At 39.0% G+C, this 19,291-nt stretch carries 13 protein-coding genes; 8 read left to right on the top strand and 5 right to left on the bottom strand.

Annotation, left to right across the window (positions count from 1 at the left end; all coding sequences use genetic code 11):
- Window positions 1–524: 524 nt before the first annotated feature.
- Complete coding sequence (locus N475_RS25840) at window positions 525–665, bottom strand: hypothetical protein (protein WP_169809460.1); 141 nt, start codon at window positions 663–665, stop codon at window positions 525–527.
- A gap of 871 nt (window positions 666–1,536) precedes the next feature.
- On the opposite strand from N475_RS25840, the gene N475_RS11690 reads away from it, so the two are divergent.
- The 3 genes from N475_RS11690 (at window position 1,537) to N475_RS11685 (ending at window position 4,043) form a co-directional block, all read left to right on the top strand.
- Window positions 1,537–2,874, top strand: a complete 1,338-nt coding sequence (locus tag N475_RS11690) for a fibrinogen-like YCDxxxxGGGW domain-containing protein (protein WP_142047632.1) — start codon at window positions 1,537–1,539, stop codon at window positions 2,872–2,874.
- A gap of 454 nt (window positions 2,875–3,328) precedes the next feature.
- Window positions 3,329–3,502, top strand: coding sequence for a hypothetical protein (locus tag N475_RS25480; RefSeq protein ID WP_155730926.1), 174 nt, complete (start codon window positions 3,329–3,331; stop codon window positions 3,500–3,502).
- The gene (locus N475_RS11685; protein WP_063357708.1) at window positions 3,486–4,043 is read left to right on the top strand and encodes a hypothetical protein; all 558 of its coding nucleotides are present in this window, start codon (window positions 3,486–3,488) and stop codon (window positions 4,041–4,043) included. The genes N475_RS25480 and N475_RS11685 overlap by 17 nt, the downstream gene beginning before the upstream one ends.
- 103 nt (window positions 4,044–4,146) lie before the next feature.
- Here the strand turns inward: N475_RS11685 and N475_RS11680 are convergent, their stop codons facing one another.
- On the bottom strand, window positions 4,147–5,727 hold the full coding sequence (locus N475_RS11680; RefSeq protein WP_063357709.1) for a S8 family serine peptidase: 1,581 nt from the start codon (window positions 5,725–5,727) through the stop codon (window positions 4,147–4,149).
- Window positions 5,728–6,155: 428 nt separating this feature from the next.
- Window positions 6,156–8,171 (bottom strand): tetratricopeptide repeat-containing sensor histidine kinase, encoded by a 2,016-nt coding sequence (locus N475_RS11675; RefSeq protein ID WP_063365330.1) that lies wholly within the window; start codon window positions 8,169–8,171, stop codon window positions 6,156–6,158.
- Window positions 8,172–8,388: 217 nt separating this feature from the next.
- Here N475_RS11675 and N475_RS11670 point away from each other — a divergent pair, with 217 nt between their 5' ends.
- The gene (locus N475_RS11670) at window positions 8,389–9,231 is read left to right on the top strand and encodes a hypothetical protein (protein WP_063357711.1); all 843 of its coding nucleotides are present in this window, start codon (window positions 8,389–8,391) and stop codon (window positions 9,229–9,231) included.
- A gap of 420 nt (window positions 9,232–9,651) precedes the next feature.
- On the opposite strand, the gene N475_RS11665 is transcribed toward N475_RS11670, so the two are convergent.
- The gene (locus N475_RS11665) at window positions 9,652–11,937 is read right to left on the bottom strand and encodes a S9 family peptidase (protein WP_063365329.1); all 2,286 of its coding nucleotides are present in this window, start codon (window positions 11,935–11,937) and stop codon (window positions 9,652–9,654) included.
- Window positions 11,938–12,315: 378 nt separating this feature from the next.
- Window positions 12,316–12,468 (bottom strand): hypothetical protein, encoded by a 153-nt coding sequence (locus N475_RS25475; protein ID WP_155730927.1) that lies wholly within the window; start codon window positions 12,466–12,468, stop codon window positions 12,316–12,318.
- 244 nt (window positions 12,469–12,712) lie between these two features.
- Here N475_RS25475 and N475_RS11660 point away from each other — a divergent pair, with 244 nt between their 5' ends.
- The 4 genes from N475_RS11660 (at window position 12,713) to N475_RS11645 (ending at window position 18,492) form a co-directional block, all read left to right on the top strand.
- Window positions 12,713–13,465 (top strand): type 1 glutamine amidotransferase domain-containing protein, encoded by a 753-nt coding sequence (locus N475_RS11660; RefSeq protein ID WP_063365328.1) that lies wholly within the window; start codon window positions 12,713–12,715, stop codon window positions 13,463–13,465.
- Between the two features lie 98 nt (window positions 13,466–13,563).
- Window positions 13,564–14,166 carry a GNAT family N-acetyltransferase gene (locus N475_RS11655; RefSeq protein ID WP_227008494.1) on the top strand — a complete coding sequence of 201 codons (603 nt, stop codon included), beginning with the start codon at window positions 13,564–13,566 and terminating at the stop codon, window positions 14,164–14,166.
- A 491-nt stretch (window positions 14,167–14,657) separates the two neighbouring features.
- Window positions 14,658–15,044: an SMU1112c/YaeR family gloxylase I-like metalloprotein gene (gene gloA2 / locus N475_RS11650; RefSeq protein WP_063357715.1), complete on the top strand. Its 387-nt coding sequence runs from the start codon at window positions 14,658–14,660 to the stop codon at window positions 15,042–15,044.
- A gap of 586 nt (window positions 15,045–15,630) precedes the next feature.
- A complete protein-coding gene (locus N475_RS11645; RefSeq protein WP_063365327.1) occupies window positions 15,631–18,492 on the top strand; it encodes an Ig-like domain-containing protein in 2,862 nt (953 codons plus the stop codon).
- Window positions 18,493–19,291: the final 799 nt, after the last annotated feature.

Here is a 19,291-nt window from a genome sequence, read left to right as displayed (position 1 = left end):
AGCTGAGCTAATCAGGGAAAGTTGTCACAAGTAATGTTGAATAATGACGGCAAAGGTATTTTATTGAGTATGCAATCTAATTGAGTGTGCAAGTTTATTGGACAAAGAAATGAAAGCCACATTTACGAAAAAACTTAAAGTGCTATCGAACGAAAACTTGAGTGTTGTACGGTTTTTAAACATTAAGTGGCAGGTGAATCTGCCGCTGGGGACTGTCATGAACCTCCAAAGAAACCGCAACAAATACTTCATTGTATATAAGAGTGAGGCCGCCTAAATTGCTCGATATTTATAAGAGTCACTAAAGCTGACTTTTATCTAATCACGTAACTAATACAGTGTGTTCTGGTAGGGAAGGTGCATTCAGACATACATTTTGGAGTCAGATTCAGTATTGAACTGATTGAGTAATGTACTTATGTGTTGAGGTGAAGTAGGTACTTAGAGTGTTGTGCTCGCTGAGCATAAAAACTCGAGAGACCGCAATAAAATAATTCTTCAAGCGGCCTCATGCTAAGTTTAGCTTAACTTCCTTTAGACTCTTTTTCCTTCAGCTTTCTGTCTTGGTCAAAATGCCATTTAACGGCGAAAAATCCAGCTATGCCTAATGCGATTACCTTTACCGCCATAAAAATATAAGGAAAAAAATCTGACCAATGCTCCATCGCATATCTCCGTGCTATTTAATATCACTTTCTAAACTAATGAGCGACGGTAGAAACTATCTCTTTCAATTTTAACTATTAATCAAGTCGCCAATTCAGTCAAAGTGTAGACTACAGTCACATAAGTTATGTGGAGGCGCTTAAAGCTCACAGTTAAACAAGTTCATGCCAATCGCATCTTTACGGCACTTCGAATTGACACAGATCAAAGAAGCTAAACCGTGGCAATAATATATTCATCTGGTGATTGCTTGTCAATTTTTAATTAGAATGTATAGAACATTTAGTAAATTCTGAAAGTTATATCGGGCTATTGTGGCTCCATACAAGAGAGTGTAGCAATGCTGATAGCTCAGGGAGAGTCTGCGTAATTTGATTAGACGGTGAGTCTCAGTTTTTATAAGTGGACAATTAACACCCTGCTTTTGGTTGAAGAATATACATTCAGATTAATTTTCGTCATTGCTTTCTACTTCATTAAATAAAAACACTTCTTTCAAACTGTGTTGGTAACTCCTTTATTGTATATATTTAACTATTATCCTCCTTTTTATAGTCCAATAATATGACGTTATATACATAGGTTATTTTAAAGGTTGAGTGCACGATTTTGCTTAAAATGCGTGCGATAATGCATTTATTCATAACTTTCAAAAAATAATAAATTAATACTATATAAAAGGTTATAAATACTCATATAATCAATTCATCTGGTGGGTTCTAATATGGTTTGATTTTTATCAGTACTTTTCATTTTTAACCTTAGCCACCAAGATGCTATTTCAGTAGATTAAATACTCTTTGGAGTATAGCTATAAAATGAAGTTCATTAATTGAGCTGATTAATAACCGTGTCATTTGAAAGGAGATAATGATGCTTAAAAATACCCTGTGGCTTTCTCTATTTGCATGTACAAGTGCAATGGCTGTTAACGAATACTCTGAAGTAACAGCAAATGATGCTTGGAATGTTATAAATAATACGAGCGGTAACCTTGTATTCACCAGCGTTCCAACCGACAAAGAAACTGATGCTGGCGTGATTGCGCTCAAACAATCAGCTGGCGGTGTAGAGATCAAATTTCAAGAATGGCCTTACCTTGATGGTGCCCATGGTGCAGAAGACTTAGCTATTCTTTCTTTACCTGCTGGCCGTCAAACGCTTGCTGACGGCACAGTAATTGAAGTTGGCACTTTTAAATTAGGTAGCGGTGAAAACACAATTAGTTTTGCTGAAAAGTTCACAAAAACGCCGCATATCTTTTTAACCGGCCAATCAAATGACAATGCAAAAGCATACGTGACTCGTATCCATGGTGTAACGCAACACGGCTTCATCGCTCTGAAGCAGGGCGAAGAAAAAGCATCAAACTTGCCGACACAAGAAACTGTGGCGTATCTAGCTATCGTTTCTCCGACCAATACAGGTAACATTGGTGGACACGACTTTGTCATTGACCAAGTTAAACTGGATCATTCTGCGGCCACTGAAGCAACATATGGCTTATATCTTCAAGAAGAGCAATCAAAAGACAATGAGCTAACGCACATTGTTGAGCATGTAAATGTCCTAAACTTTGGCAAGCATGTATTTGCACAAGACGTGACTTCTTACGGTCGCGATACAGCAGCGCCAAGGCTGGCTCAGGATTTCGCAAAGCCTCCAGTCGGCGGCTCGTGCGCAGCAATCCAAGCGCAAAGCCCGCTTGCTGCAAGTGGTTACTACACAATTACGCCAGCAAACTCTGCACCGATTGAAGTGTACTGTAATATGGACAAAGAGTCTGGTGGTTGGACGTTGTTTGCAACCCATAACACATCACTTAAGTCTGTAGATGCGGTAGACGTTGTAAAGCATGACGGCTTTGGTGTAATGAAAGATGCAAACTGGCAAGCGGTTAGAGATAGCATGCAATACGGCATTATGTTCGTAGATGGCGCTGGAAATGTGGGTATTGTTGAAAAAGATGCACTTCTTAACGCATCTTGTATCTCACTAAATCAGACTGATTCACTTGCTAACAACCCTGCGCCATATGGCCGTTTCTGGCATACAGAAACTTCTGGCTGTGGTGGTTCTGGTGGCGACTACAGTGAGGCAATCCTAAATGTAGGTTGGTCACATGTATACAACTTCACAGGCGCATTTAGCAAGTGGGAGTTCAGCGGTGGCTACACTGCGGGTATTGTTGAATATTACATCAAGTAATAACTGTTTTAGTGCACTCTTTTGAGTGCACTAACTCAAAGTTTTTAGCATTTTTTAAAATGAATATATAACTAAATATATAAAAATATTAACTCTTATTGGGGTGAATAAAATTTACTAGTTTTATCTCCTATTTTGTCCTTTCTTAAGAAGTTATCACCTATAAAATATGTTGTTTTAATAAGTCACGCGTTGCTGAAGAATGGTTTTTTACCAATGAATACCTTATGGTTCTGTTTTATATATGATGCCAACTTATTTTCGGTAAATAGCTACATCTAAAGCTCAGGTGTGGTTTCTTTATAATTTGCTATGTCTAGCGGTATAGCAGCTTTTAAGTACCCAATGGGTTAGAAGGCATACCAAACGTTTCTACAAAGTTCAAAAGTATTTCCTGCAGTGATTGATCTAGCAACCAATGCGTCAATCAGCCTTCAAGAGGGAATTTAAGGTCATGAATGTATATATCCAAATGCAGGCACGTTATCATGGTCTAACTATCGACCGTTTTCATTCGGTATCACTGATAAATACCAACCGAAATAGCCGTTGTCTGGCAGTATTTAGGGCTGTTTTGGTATTTTCAGCAAAATTTTATAGAGATGTTGGGCATGAGTATCAGCTTTAATATTGTATATGTAGTGATCTTGGTGTGTGAGGTCGCTTTTTGGGTTTTACTATTTTCTGGGTTTGCAGTTAGGTATCTGATTGGCAGAAAAAAGCTGAGCGCATATATGCTGGTAAGTGTACCTTTGGTGGATCTGTTGCTTTTGGTGTTTGTTGCAATGGACCTAACTCAAGGCGCTAGTGCAACTTTTGCCCACGGGCTCGCTTGCGCGTACATCGGATTTACAGTTGCTTTTGGTCCTACCTTAATTTCGTGGGCCGATCAATGGTTTGCTCAAAAATTTGGTGGTGTAGACTCTCAGGCAGACGAGGTGTTTGGTTGGTCTGCGGTTATTGAGGAGTTAAAACTGTGGTTTCGCTGTATCTTGGCAGTAGTCATTACCTATGCATTGCTGGTATTGATAGTAGGCTTTGTAAATGATGCGTCTAAAACAGAGGCCTTACATATTTGGTTTAAAATGCCGCTATTTACTATTTTCTTTTGGTTTTTATTTGGTCCATTTTGGCGAATTATCTTTTTTAAACGAGCGCCTAAAATATAGTTCAATAGGTTAATACGTTTTAAGGTGTTATGCGGGTTAACCTAGTCGATACATATGGAGCTAGACACTAAAAAGCGGGGAGGATCCCCGCTATAAAATGAAATTACTTGTAAGCGTATTGGAGGGTAACACCATTATAGGCATTGTAGCCATAAAGGCTAATGTGCCACTTACCTGAGTTAGGATTAGTGAATACACACTGCTCTTCATTGCCATTTTTCCAAGGGCGACAAGTGTAATTGTTTGCATCAGGTTGTGCATTGTATCTTACATAGAGGTCAGCGTCGCCAGTCCCGCCAGTGATTCTCAGGCTCATTTCTTTCACACCTTGAGGGATATCCCAAGTATAGTGAGTCCAACCATTTTGAGCCCCTTGTAAGTTAGGTAGTGAGCCGTTAACAGGGGTTACACCACCAGGATCTCCGCCACCTTGACAACCGTTTGCGGCAATGTGATCGGCAGCATCTTTCGCTTTAACGATGCCATAGCCGTAATAATTATCACGGCCAGAAGCACCTTTATCCTTTGCTGTCGCATTTAGTGCGGCCCGTATCTCTTGGTTTGTACACTGTGTATTGTGGCTCCACACTAGAGCTGCTACGCCAGCAACATGTGGCGTGGCCATAGACGTACCGCTTAAGCTTCTATATGTGTTCGTTGGATAGGTAGAGTTGACACTTGAGCCGGGAGCTGCGATTTCTACTTGATCATTGTACTGAGAGAATGAAGAGCGAGATTCACTAGAAGTGACCGACGCAACAGAAATAACAGAGTTATAGGATGCAGGATAAGATTTAGAGCTATTGCCGTCATTGCCCGCTGCGGCAACGAGCATTAGGCCACCATCTACGAAGTTTTGCATCGCGGTATTTTCGCTGTTTGAGTAGTTGCCTCCACCTAGGCTCATATTTACAACGTGCGAACCTGCATCTTTACATTGTTGAATGGCATTAATCAGGTTTGATGCATATGTCCACTGACCATTATCATCAAAAATTTTGACGATATGTAAGTCCATACCGGGATAGACTCCAACTACACCCTGATTGTTATTTTCGGCTGCAATTGTACCTGCAACATGCGTTCCGTGCCCATTGCCATCGTTATTCCATCTACCTACAGCGTTATTGTTTGCATTGCCCGTTACGTTGCCATAAGGCAGATCTGGGTGGCCTAAGTTATACCCTGTATCAATCACACAAACCTTTCGAGCCGATGTGTTGGTTTGAGAAAGCAAGTGTCCTTGTACCATGTTAATGCCATACGGGGTACTTTGTGCAAAAGGTATAATTGTTTTTGCTGATTTAACGGCCGGCGATAAGTAACGTTTTGGGTCTATTTCGATCGATTTGATAGAAGAGAAGCTGCGTAATGTCTCAAGGCTGAAGTCGTCTAGTTCAGCAACCATGGCTTTTTGACCATTCAGTGAAAATAGTGGTTCTGCACCTGCTGTAAATAAGTAATTGAGAGCCATAAAGTCATTGAAACTAGCTTTACCACCAGTTAACTCTTGATTGAAATGAATGATATAGCGATTACTTTTTGCCGATTTTGCTTCTATTTTGGCTTTATGCAATGTCGCTTTTTGTTGCAGTATCGGTGCATCTGCTAGGGTAGGTAAACTCAGTGTCATTGCAGTTGCTGCCGCAATGTTAGATAGCTTAAATCGCTTGTTAATACTCATGTTTGCTCCTTGTCGTTTTACATGTTGTATATACTGATAATTCACTTAAACATCAGCTCTGAAAGACAGGGCATACAAGTGGTTCAACTACTTGTACCTTTAACTAACTAGGTAATTTACGGCGATAAACATATCAGATTTATAGTGTGTGTTTCACAATAACTGTATGCTTGGAACGGTCTAATTACAATATTCTTTGTGTAATTCACTTATAATATTTTTGTTTAAATTTTGATCTTTTTGATATAAATATTGATATTAAATGTAAAATAAAAAGTTTTTGGTGCAGCGTGCGTGTTACTTATCAAGGCGTATGACGGGGTGTGTGGTCTTTTTGATAAAACTGATTGTAGAGTCGCTGACTCAATATTCATCGGCTTTTCTTACCGTTGTGCATGGGTAGTTTTACAGATTTGGTTAAACAAATGCTATTCAGTTCGCTTTGGGATTTTTACAACAAATTTGGCGCCACAGTCTTGATGCTCGTAGCTTATTTTACCTTTTAATACTTGTACAACAGAGTTGTAGGCAATATTTAACCCGAGGCCCAGTTTACCTTGGCCGAGCTGGCTCGTATAGAATGGTTCAAAAATTTGTTGTTGCTCTGCTTCGTTGATACCGACGCCATCATCTTGATAGGTGATCACCGCCGAGTCTCTGTCTTCCCTTACTTCTATCATTATTCTTCCCGAAGATTGAGATATAAAACCATGGCTACATGAGTTGTTAACCAGTTGAGAAATAACTTTAAGCAGGGCTTCAGGGTGAGAGTGAACTTGAATTGATTGGCCATACACGTCAATTTCGATATTTTTATCGAGACTTTGCGTAATTAATTCAGAGCGGTTTTTTAAATAGGTAAGTACGTCAAATTGAACGGCTTCGCTGCTGTCTAAGCTAGCAGCGATCATTTTAAAACGGGCGATGAGGTCTGCCGCTCTTCCTGAGTTATTCGCTGTCATTTCAAGCATTTCGGAGGACTCTTCAAGGAACTTTTTAAGTTGCTTAGCACTGAGTTTTTGATCGTTTAGAAGATCGTGGATCTCTTTTAGTTTGGCCTCAAGGCAAGATGCAGAAGTCACGACCAGTCCGAGCGGTGTATTTAGCTGATGTGCCATACCAGAAACGAGTGTCGTCATAGCAGACATTTTTTCTGACTCTAACAGTTGCTTTTGTGTCGCTTTAAGGTTTTCAAGTGTTTCGATTTGGGTTAGATTCTTGGCGTTTATTCTACGTACAAAAAATAATGTCAATAGCGCAATTATCAGTACACCAACGAGTACTAAAATAAGCTGGCTTTTAGCTGCCTGCGTATTTATTTGGTGTAGCTCATTCTCTTGTGTCAGCTGAGCAATGTCCCGCTCTTTAATTGCTAGATTCATCTGCGCTGCATAGAATGCGACACCTATTTCGGCTTGTCGTTGCAAGAAATCAAATTTGGTTTGCATGAGTTGCTGTGCAGTCATAAATGAATTTTTCCAATCTTGCTTTTTGCTAAAGTAGTCGACTAACAACTGGTAGGCATGGGTTTTCTCTTGAAATCGAGAATGTTCATTACTTAGTGAGATGACATCATAAAGCATGATTTCAAGGTCTTTGGTGTCTCCAGTTAAAGCTTTCAACTTCATTAGCTCAATTTGCGGTGCAATGCTATCTGCTATTGCGTTACTTTGTTTACGTATATTTATGGCTTCAGTTAAATGGTGTTTTGCTAGCTCGGTGTTGTCTAGTGCAAGATAGGTCCTGCCGAGGTTATAGTGAGACCATGAACTATGGTAGGTGAGATTATTCGCTTCTCTAATTTTAAGGCTTTCTAAGTGGAGCGATAATGCCTTTTTGAAGTTTCCTAAACCAAAATAAGCCTCGCCTAAATTGTTTAATCCAACCCCCATTTGTTGCGGCAAATTTCTTTCCTTTGCATCTTGATAAAATCGTTCGAAGTATGATTTGGCATCCTCAAAGCGACTTAGCTTTAAATAGACATTACCTATGTTGTTTTCGGTTTGCTTTAAGAACATATCTGTTTCCATTAGTGCTGCAAGACGATAGCTTTCAAGGTAATTTTCTAGAGCCCTTTCATATAAACTCATGCGGGTTAACGCCCCAGCTGTCAAGCTATAGTAGCTATACAAAATTATTGGATCAGAAACTTCAATGCTCATTTTTTTGCAAACCGAAAGTGTAGAAATCGCACTGTGTACATCATCTGTTTGAATTTGAAACCAAGCTTTGCCATAGAGCAGTCTAATTTTTTGCCTAGTTGATAGCTGACTGTCATTTTGGCGCAGGATGTCATCAGTGGTATCGATTGCTTGAAGTGGCGATTGTGCAGATGCTTGTCGAATTTCAGCTCTTAGCTTCTCAAACTCGGCTTCTGTAATGGGCATTGCAAAAGTATTTGCTGTAATTAAAGTGCAAACCAATATGGCACAACGTAAAAGCATCAAACGTTGACTCTCTACAAAAGGTTAAACCATAAGCATAGCAGCAAAATTGTTATCTGCATTCACAAATATAAAACAAATATTAAACTTGTTTATTTAGAGGGGTTTTATATTTAAAATATAAAAAATAATATTTTAATTGACAGTGGTTGTTGGTTATATATAATTCTCCGCAGCATAGAGGGGCTATGCTTTAATATATTAAAAAGGACGACACATGCTTAATAAAGCACTTTTCACATCTGCATTTATTTTTTCCATTTCAGCTCAAGCTTCAATTGCAACGGTTAATATAGAACCGATTGTAAAATCACCATTCCCTTTGAGCTATTCAAAAGCAGATACTGAAGGTTTAGACTTCAAAAACAAAGCGCCGGGCTACTTAGCCGATTTCTCCAAAGCATATGTTGATATATCAAAGTATTTTGATTCAGTTGAATCAGTATGCTTTGAAATTGATACGGCTTACTCTGGTTCTGGCTCTACGCCAGGCATGGCTGGAGTATATTTGTACAAATACTTTGTATACAGCGATACATTTAGAGGTGACAATAATTACAGTGGCAGTGCTGGGGGCTTAGCTCGCACAACTTTCTCAAAATGTTTCAATGAAAATGAAGGCTTTGCACAGAGTTTTGTCCGTGAGGGGAAGATCGCATTTACACCTTATACTACTGACTCAAATGTGAGTATTAGTGATGTACGCGTGCAAGTTAGTGGTGTCTCAAAAATAAGGGGCGAGCTTGTATCATTAAAAGCGAATACCAATTCACTTGGTGGCCAGACAGGCGAAGCATTTAAACATGTTGTTGAGCCAAACACTACTTACTCAATAGAGATATTTGAAAATAGTTCAGCTTATAATCAAAATGGTGATAAATATAGCTCACTTGGTGTTAGCTATATAAATACAAAAGGTCAAAAGACAATCAAAGCAATTAATGAGTTTCTACCTACCTTTGTAACCACACAAGGCGAATTATCATTGTTCTTAGTTGGTGATAATGAAAGTAGTCAGGGTGAGGTGTTAGTTAACATTAAAAAAGTTAACATCGATTAATTGTTAACCAGTGGCGTGCGGAGTTAATAATTTGCGCGCCTTTTAAATCTCAATGTATTTTTTATTTTCTCTCAAATTTTCATTCATTTATCAAGTGCATTATTATTCATTAAAATATAAAAATTATCATTGGCTTTGAGTGTTGCAGTAGGTCGATGTATATTTTCAAATTTCTTATTTCACTATCTGATGATAAAGAGGGTAATGTTAACTCTATTACTTTAAATTACAGTTATCAGCTGAAAAATAACTCTGAATTCAAGACTGGTACGCTCACTTTACCAATTAAGTAATTGGTTCACTCTAAAAATTAGAGTCGTGTAACTAAACGGCCAGAGTGATTTAAAGCCTCGGTGAAGCACCGGGGCTTTTTATATAAATCTTAAATTTCAGCCTGTTGTTTTGGTGCAGCTCGCTATTTTAGTCACCTATTGAATACGATTTGGGCGGCTCGACCCCCAGTAAATGCTGTACGAAATAATCCCACCTCTTCCTTACAAAGTATGGGTTTTTATCTAGCACATGACCCATATTTGGATAAATCATTAGATCAAAATCTTTATTCGCTTTCATCAGGGCATCCGCCAACTGTAACGTCGCAGCTGGATGAACATTAGTGTCTAACTCGCCATGAGCGAGCAAAAGTTTACCTTGTAAGTGTTTTGCCCAGTTCAAATTTGATTGAGCTTCCCAGTGTGGTGTTTCTGGATAGCCCATCCATATTTCATTCCACCCAGCTTTATCCACTCTAAAATCATGATTACCAGAAGCAGAAACGCCTACTTTAAAAAATTCAGGGTATTTGAACATTGCATGTGCGGTGTCGTAACCACCTGCACTGAAACCGAAAATACCGACACGATCAAGATCAAGATACTTGTGGCGCTGGCCAAGCTGTTTGATAGCAGCCACATGGTCATCGCTACCACCACTGAGATTTTTAAACGAATATTCATGGAATGCTCGCCCACGCTTGCTTGTGCCTCGTCCATCCATTTTGATCACGACAAAACCAAGTTCGGCTAGTGCATTTGCTTGGCTGTAGTACGTTACATACGATTTGGGCGTAAAGAAGTTGTGTGGCCCCGTATAAATGTCATCAATTACAGGGTACTTTTTACTAGGATCAAAATTTGAGGGCAAATACATTAATCCATAAAGTGACGTTTTTCCATCTCCTGCCAGAACAGAGAATGGCTTTGGAGGCTGCCACCCAGTGGCCAACAACGCGCTAGTATCGGCTCTTTGTACCGTACGAATTATGGACCCGTCCTTTGTACTTCTTAGAACAGAAATTGGTGCCGAAGTAGCCGTGGAATAGGTATCTACAAAATATTTGTAGTCTGGGGATACACGAGTGTCATGTTCAGCCGCTTCTGGTGTGAGCAAAGTTAAATCACTGCCATCTAAGTTTACCCGATAAAGGTGGCGATAGTACGGATCCCTATTTAGCTCTTTTCCTGATGCCTCGAAGTAGAGTTGACGTTTCTCAGTATCAATTCCACGAATGACTCGCACGGTCATGTCACCCGTTGTTATTGCATTTTTAAAATTGCCGTTACTCAAGTCGTAAAGGTACAAGTGCTGAAAGCCATCTCTTTGTGAGCTCCAAACAAAAGCGTTTATCTCTGGCAGTTCCCAATACTGTTGAACCCACGGGTCGATATACTTGTCATTTTTTTCTTCGACTAACACTCTTACTGTACCCGTTTTTGGGTTTACTTCTCGCATAAAGTATTGGCGGTTGCCCCGAAAGCGATTGTGGTAAACAAACTTGCCGTTGTCCTGCCACCATCCCCATACTGCTGCACCGAAATAGGTTTGCATTACAGGGGGAGCTTGTAGATGGGTTGCGGTTTTACTTAGTGTATCGACTAATACGAGTACTGCCGTAGGAAGCGTATCTTGCGCAGCTGAAGGGTAGTAAAACTGAGTCGTTTCAGGCCGTTTTCCCCTTTGATGTGATGATCGTACAAGTGAGTACTTTCCAGTATGGCGGCGGTCTAAGCGATAGGTCATGACATATCGGCCATCAGCGGACCAATTGGCATAGATCTGCATGGGTTTGTACGGTTTATTATCAGCTAGGTCATATGCTGGGTTTGGGTGCATTAAACCATATGGATGTCCTTCACTCCCATCGTGTGTGAGCTTTGTATTTGTGTTATTTTTCAAATCTTTTAACACTAAATTATAGTCTTCAACAGTGAGTTGCCATCGGCCATCACTGGAGGTGCCTGGTTCTACGGCGACATCTTTAACGGTGCTTGATTCACAAATGTAAGTATCAATATTACATTGCCAATTGCTTTTATCATGTTTGAAGCTGATTTGTGGAAAGTTGACATCTAGTGCTGTCAGCTTGAGCTTCTCTTTTTGCGCATCTTTGAGGCCCGATTGACGTAAACTGAGTGCCAATTTTTCGTGGTCAAATAGTGGTTTTTGTAAATTGTTTTGCGGATCTACAAATATATATTGATGACCATTTAAGTTTTCGTGCTTGAACCAAAATGTATTCCCATCATCTATCCAGTTGGGACTTAATTTTGTGTTCTTTACTAACGGCGCCAAGTTCTGTGGTAAAAATGATTCAGCTCTTTTGTAGTCAATTTGTGCGGTTTTTATTGATTTGGTGTTGATACTACTTTGGCAAGCGGTCAAGAGGCAGACAGCCGTAATTAAAGTAATGCCAGTTAATTTTGACATCTAACTTACTCCTTAATCGTTGCTTCACTGTATGAGCGTATGAGACTAACTGTATGTTTTATTGTTTCTGAAGATCTAATACATCATACGCAAAGCAACACTTATTGATGGATGTGGTACCGGTAAACTATATCCCACATCAATATTGTATACAATATCCAAAAAGTGATTAGGTGTGAAAGAAGCTCGCTTATTTTTATTGTAGTGAGTTTACGCCACTCTACATTTTCAATGTTTGCTGAAGTTCTCGGGTATAAGTTGTTTGACGCTGATATTTATGCTTTATATGGTTGTTTTAGTTGATGAATGTACTTTTTTGATGTTGTGAACGTGGGGGGGGATTGCAATGGATTGGAGGTGGGGCCACCTCCGATTTGATTATTTAAACACATCTGTATCACAGAAAATTAAAATGGAAGTGATGCCTCTTAACCCTGCACCCCCTGCGATATTTTTTGTCTGCTGTGGGGTCAAGTGTGCATCTGTTACTGCAAGGTTTTTTAAGTTTGCTTTCTTTAATACTGGTTTCATTGTTCTATTCCTTATTTATGGTGAAACTATTGAGATGTTACTTCGATCAGCCACATATAAATAGGTAAAATTTGACAGTGTTTACCAAAGAAAGAAGACGTTATCCTAGAACCTTTTTAGGTGAACCTTACAAGAACAACCCTTTAAATTATCTCGAATTTAAGCATATATTTTTGATTTTGGTTTAAACCATGTTATTGTTTTTAAAGTCAAATTAGAAAAAACAATTGTAGAAAGGAATAAAATGAAGAACCTTATGTTTGCTGTATTGTGTATTGCGGCTCTATTTTCGAATTGCATTGACGCAAAGCCGGTAAAAAAAATCTTAATTCTTACCTCAAACTTAATTGATATGGGGGATCCAGAGAAGCATGACGCGAGAAATAACCTTTGGGAAGTAGCACCTCCATATCATATTTTTCTAAACCATGGTTTTGAAGTGGATTTTGCTTCTCCAAAAGGTGGCAAAGTTGAGTTTCAGATGTTTGCAATGGGGATCAGTAAATATACGATAAAATATGAGGGTTTTTTAGATAAAACAAATAATACTTTAAAGCCAGCAGATATAAACCCTGACGACTATTGGGGGGTATATATAGGTGGTGGCTATGGTCCGCTTTTCGACGTTGCTAATGACAAGGCGATTCAGTCTATTATCGCGCGGATTTATGAAGCTGGTGGCATTGTAGGTTCAGCTGGTCATGGCGCTGGTGCTTTCGCCGATGTTGTGCTTTCTTCAGGGGAGTTCATGGTCAAAGGTAAAAAAGTAGCAGGGTTTCCTAATTCAACGGAGGTTACCAAGTCATGGGCAAAACAGGGGACTCTTTTACCTATCATGGTTGAAGACAAATTAAACAAAAATGGGGCATTCGCCCAGAATAAAAAGACGCTAAAGGATAAAACCGAAGTTGTGGTTGATGGTCGAATTGTATCGACTCTATTTTTGGACTCGGCAGCTATTGTGGCAAAAGAAATGATAATTGCACATCAACAATAACTATGTTTTATGGCACTTGATTTGCGTTAATGACGTCAAGCTTGCTAGAAATGGCTTTATTTTAGCAAGCTTATTTAACTTAAATAGGAGCACGTTAATTGACTCAATGCCTATTAATGCAAGGTTGGGATACTTGTCATTCAGAGGCTGTTGCTGAACTTTATGAAGTTGCCTTTGGGACAAAGTTTGCTAAGGCTATTAGTCGTAAAAGCGACAGAATAACGGTATTTAATAACAGCTTTTTACCCCAATTTTCATACGTCGCAAGTATTGATGGGGTAATAACTGGGGTGGCTGGATTTCAGACTCAAAAAGGATCATTCACTGGAGGCTTAGATTTTAATGGGTTAGTAGATTGTTTGGGGTTCATTAAAGGAGTTAAAGCCGCTCTAATATTTAGCCTATTCGAAAGAAAGGCTGGAGAAAAAGAACTGCTAATGGATGGTATCGCAGTGGGTGAACAATATCGTGGGTTAGGTATTGGGTCCCAATTACTGGATGAAATTATCGCCTATGCTGCTAAGAACAATTATGAATCAGTTCGACTAGATGTAATAGATAGCAATGTACGAGCTCGAAAATTGTACGAGGCAAAGGGTTTTGTCGCGACAAAAAGTGAATATTATCCGTATCTCAATTGGCTTGTCGGATTTTCTGGCTCCACGACCATGATCTATAAAATCAATAAAAGTGACTTTTAGTTTAAATATCACACTCTAAAGTAAGTCGGTATATTCTATATTTAAGCTCAAGTATTAAGTGGTAAGTGATGTTTAGGGGGCGGATAATTAGAAGGGAGCAAATTTGAGAAGTATAACTTTGTTGTTTGCGAGCTTTTTTACGTCTGGCTGCGCAGGCATTGTAGAGTTCAAAATTCTTTAGACTTGAAAGCTGTGATGATTATATAGATTGTGGCCTGATTTAAAAGGAGCCTCTTACCGGAACAATCAAACGTATATAGAGTAACGGAAATAGTATGACTGTTTCGATAGGTGGACAAAGTCCATTGATTTGCTCAAATAGCAAATTGATTTTACTTTCGTTGGGACACTGCACACCTGTGGGCAGGTAACAATTGAATAGGATGGTGGTGTATACTTTATTTTTACAGAGTAAATGAGCTTTGTTCACCGAGATGTAAAGGGTGCTTAGCCTCATTAAATCAAGCTAAGATCGTTGATAGTAGGGGCTTATGTTCTTAAAAAAAGTACATCATGCGGCAATTATCTGCTCGGATTATCAAGCGTCAAAAGCCTTTTACACCGAAATATTAGGGCTAGCGATTGTCGCTGAAAACTATAGAGAGCCTCGCGACTCTTATAAACTTGACCTGAGGCTGCCCGATGGTGGGCAGATAGAGCTATTTTCATTTCCAACACCTCCGAAACGACAAAACAATCCCGAAGCTTGTGGCCTGAGACATTTGGCATTTGGCGTTGAGTGTGTATCACAAATGGTTTGTTATTTAGAAGGTCGAGGAATCGACGTTGAGCCAATTCGAATAGACGAATATACGGGCAAACGATTTACGTTTTTTAAAGATCCAGATGGATTGCCTATAGAGCTTTACGAGCAGTAGCCAAAATTGTCTCAGGTAATAGTGTCTTAAGGTATAATGATAAGGTGCCATAAGGCATCTTTTTCAATGCGACAATGCTCTTGCAAACATTGCCCAAAACATTACTCGAACATGTGACTTTGCTACAATATCAAATTCTTCCTCTCTGCCTTGTCGGTACTTCTTTGCCATCTCAGTATGCGCGTAATCAATGATTTCATTGGTATAACCTGCACACCAAGAAAATAGCAATTTGGTTTTTTACAATTAAGTCACAATAATTAATTTAATTTATATATAGTCAACTTTTTATGAAATTAATAATGATTATATAGGTCCGCGTGATAATTTCTTCTGGCTTTATTCTAAACGAGTTTTGGTTGGTTTTTGGGCGCTTTTATTGGTTTTTTAACTTTTTATATTGAATAACTGTATTTAATGTCTTGATTCTTACAATTAATAACATTTGGTTTGTTGTATATTTTTAATCGGGCTTTATTATTCCGATGATATTAAGAAGTATGTAATTATCATTTTTGCCTCTTTTTTAACCTCAGGCTTTTACTTCTTTAGAAAGTTTTTAGTATACAAGTAAAGGAATCAAACATTGAAACCAATCAATCAAGCAACAATTCTAGCCCTCGCCTTAATGAGTCTGACCGGGTGTAGCGGCGGTGATGTCGCAAAAGAAATACAAACAGATAATTCAGTGATAGAAAAGCCATTAGTAGATATTATTGGTAGCATTGAAAAGGGGCCGTTTGTTGTTGGATCAAATGTGACTATCAATGTTCTATCTGACACAGGTCAAAATACCGAGTCGACTATATTAACCAAAACGATCGATAAACTAGGTAATTTTAAGTTTTCAGTTGAAAGTGAAAAGTTATTACAAATTTCAGCAACTGGTTATTATCTCAATGAAATAACGGGAGAGCTATCTGAGGGAACGGTTACTCTTCGCTCAATCTATAAATCCAACGGTACGAAGCAACAAGTAGCCAACGTAAACTTATTAACGCACCTAGCAAGCGCACGTGCACTGAAGCTAATAGAAAATAATGGATTGCAGTTTGAAGCTGCTCTTGAACAAGCTGAAGCGGAATTTCTGTCGGCGTTTGACAGTGTGATCCCCAAACCCCAACAAGCGAACTTTTCTAACTTATCTATTTTAGAAGGTTCAGGTCAAGAAGCGAGTGCATACTTGTTGACCGTTTCTGCTTTAGTGTATCAATACGCATTGGATGCAGCTGAAAGCAAATCGACCAACCCTGATGCCGAGCTCACAGCTTTGCTCAATGAGTTAGAAAGCGACTTTGCCAAATATGGTGATTTTTCTGATAAGGATGCATTGGCTGAGTTGAGAGCTTCACATACGAAGATAGACCCAAACTTGGTTAAATCGCATCTACTTGAATGGCGAGAAGACAATCAAACCATAAAAATACCAGATATCAACGTGTTTTTAGATACGGATTTAGATGGTACGCCAAATTCAAATGACGAAGATGATGACAATGACGGGATAAAAGACGATAAAGATGGGTCACCTTTTAGACCTGATTTTAATGTAACTGACAAGTCAGTCACACTTACTGAGGACACCAATGTTGCTATTGACGTGAGTGCCAATGATCCTATGGGAACTTCCATAGATGTTGTAATTGAGTCGGCACCGAAATTTGGTCACCTTTCAGGTGTGTATCCTGAGCTTTTATACATACCAAATAGCGACTATACAGGACAAGATAGCTTCACGTACAAACTGAGGCAAGAAGATGCAATAAGTGATTCTGTCACGGTGACGTTGTTTGTAACGGCAGTAAATGACGCTCCAGAAATATCTGGCGATCCAATTGGTTTGGCAACGGCACTGGATAATTACACATTTAGACCTGATTATCGAGATGTTGATGGTGACACGTTACAATTTAAGATAGAAAACCTACCAAATTGGGCTCAATTTGACGCAAGTAACGGCGCTTTGCAGGGCACACCAAATAATAGTAACGCAGGTATATATTCGGATATAAGAATCTCAGTCACCGACGGTGAATATACTGCATCGCTTCCTGCATTTTCAATTGAGGTTCAATATTCTCAATTGGCTGCGCCTACCACCGTACAAAGTCATGTTTCTAATGCTGGCTACAAGCACAAAATTGTCGCTTTAAGTTGGGACGAAGTAGACTATGCAAAGAGCTATGACATTGAATTGTATAGTGATGAATCACTAACAAAATTAGCTTACAGTGCGAATAGCACATCGAATGCTCTGCAATTCGACCAGGCTTTGGGTCAGTATTTTATGCGTACTCGAACGAACAATCCGAACAATGTCTCGGGAGCGTGGAGTGCGACAGAAACGTTAGATGTGGGAACATTCACGCGTACCATAGGTGGTAGTGGAATGGACTCTGTTAAGTCGGTATTAAATGTTGACGATGGGCAGATCATATTAGCGCACACGACGTCAGTTGAAGTGAAAGAGGGCGTTGATTCGAAAGGTGTATATTGGTTATTTAAAGTTGACTCTAACGGGGATATTCAATGGCAGTACTTTATGGAAACCCCGAACATTGAGCACACCGATGTATACAGTTTAGATCTGCTAAATGATGGTTCAATTGCAATTATCGTTACGGATAGTCATGTAGATTACTATCTAACACTCGTTTCAAGTGCAGGTCAGTTTGTAAGAACTATTGAAATTACTCCGCCTAATCGCGGTCATAACTTGGGAGGTTTTGCAGACACTAAGTTTGGCACCTTTGTTAGTTTTGATTTATGTCGAGGTTGGTTCTGTGCGATGACGTCTATGGAGATACATAAGTTAAACTTAGAAACGGGCGAGCTTGGTGAGGCGATTACATTACCTACGATAGATGGCTCGATACTGGCAAATTGGTACTCGTTGAATACGACTAAGGGTGGGGATTTAATTGTATCTGGGCAGCTAGTTAGGGAAGGCGAAAATACCAGTTCTGCGAACTCTCCTTATATTCAAATATTTGATAGTACATTTAATGCTACATTTACATGGAATGGTCTTGAATCACATCGTGACATGCCTTTCGGAAAGGACGTATTGGAGTTGGACAATGGTGATTTTGTACTTGCTGCGCAATCGTGGACAGTAGGGTTCTGGGTAGCAACGGTTGATAGAAGCACTGGCAAATTATCTAGTTACCTTTCTGAAGAGGATACGATGATTTTGATAAATGGTATTTCACCGATGATCCCTTCGTCAAATGGGATCCTGTTTGCACCACACAATCTGAATGATAACCAAAGGAAAACGCAGCTCATTGAATTTGATTACAATTTAAATAAGCGAAGCGAAGTAACAATTGATGGATTTGGTGAGCAATGGGGAGCCGGACTTTTAGAGCATAGTGATGGCGGAACAACGATTGTCATGACATCTAAAGTCAATGGGAAAGATAGTATCGTAATTATAAAACGATAACCTTACCCTCTGTTAAAGCCGCCTATTAGGCGGCTTTTTTGTTACTGATGATCCGCCCTAAATAGCGTTGACACTTTTTAAACTTATTTTTGAAAGTGGCATAAAATCAATTGTTAAGCGTACTCAACGTAATTATTCTTTTGCCTTTAAATTAGCTGTAGTGGGTCAAATTGAAAAAGATGAGATGACCATTACTGATATTAGGTTGGTCTTTTAAGTTTCTATCTGTGGTTCAATTTTAATGCTTAAGAGTTCATTCACTTGTATAAAGCAAAACCTTTTGGCCCTGGCTTTATAATTGAGAAGGGCTATGTGAAATCTACCACTAGACCCTATCAGCATGATTTTTGTTCAGTTAAATTTTGTTCAGTTAAATTGAGTATCCCAGCCTATAAAAGCCCAATTGGACTCTAGATATCAAAACAGAATAGTTATTCCTACTGTGTGATTTTGATGAAAGTCTGACGACGTGTTACAAGAAGTGTGCCCTTGCTTTGTAATAATTCACAAATTTAGCTTTGTGAGAAGGAAGAGAGTGAATTTTAGTATGCCATCAACATTTATGTCTGTTCTGAGCAAACTCTTCGAACAAAGCTAATTATTCATCTAACAAAATTCGAGTGTGGTTTTGCTTGTTTTGTTGAGTACAGGCGCAGAGACTGCAATTAAAGCTGACTTTTTAATCGATATTGGCTTTGTCATTTTATGCTATTTCATGACTTTAACTATAATGCTTGGTTGCTTTTTAAACGTTTGGCGTGGTTTCTATACAAGTTTTGCAAGTTGGATTATTTACATT

Origin of the sequence: Pseudoalteromonas luteoviolacea DSM 6061, assembly GCF_001625655.1 — a bacterium.
Classification (GTDB): Bacteria; Pseudomonadota; Gammaproteobacteria; order Enterobacterales; family Alteromonadaceae; genus Pseudoalteromonas; species Pseudoalteromonas luteoviolacea.
This window is presented reverse-complemented; position numbering and strand designations above follow the sequence as displayed.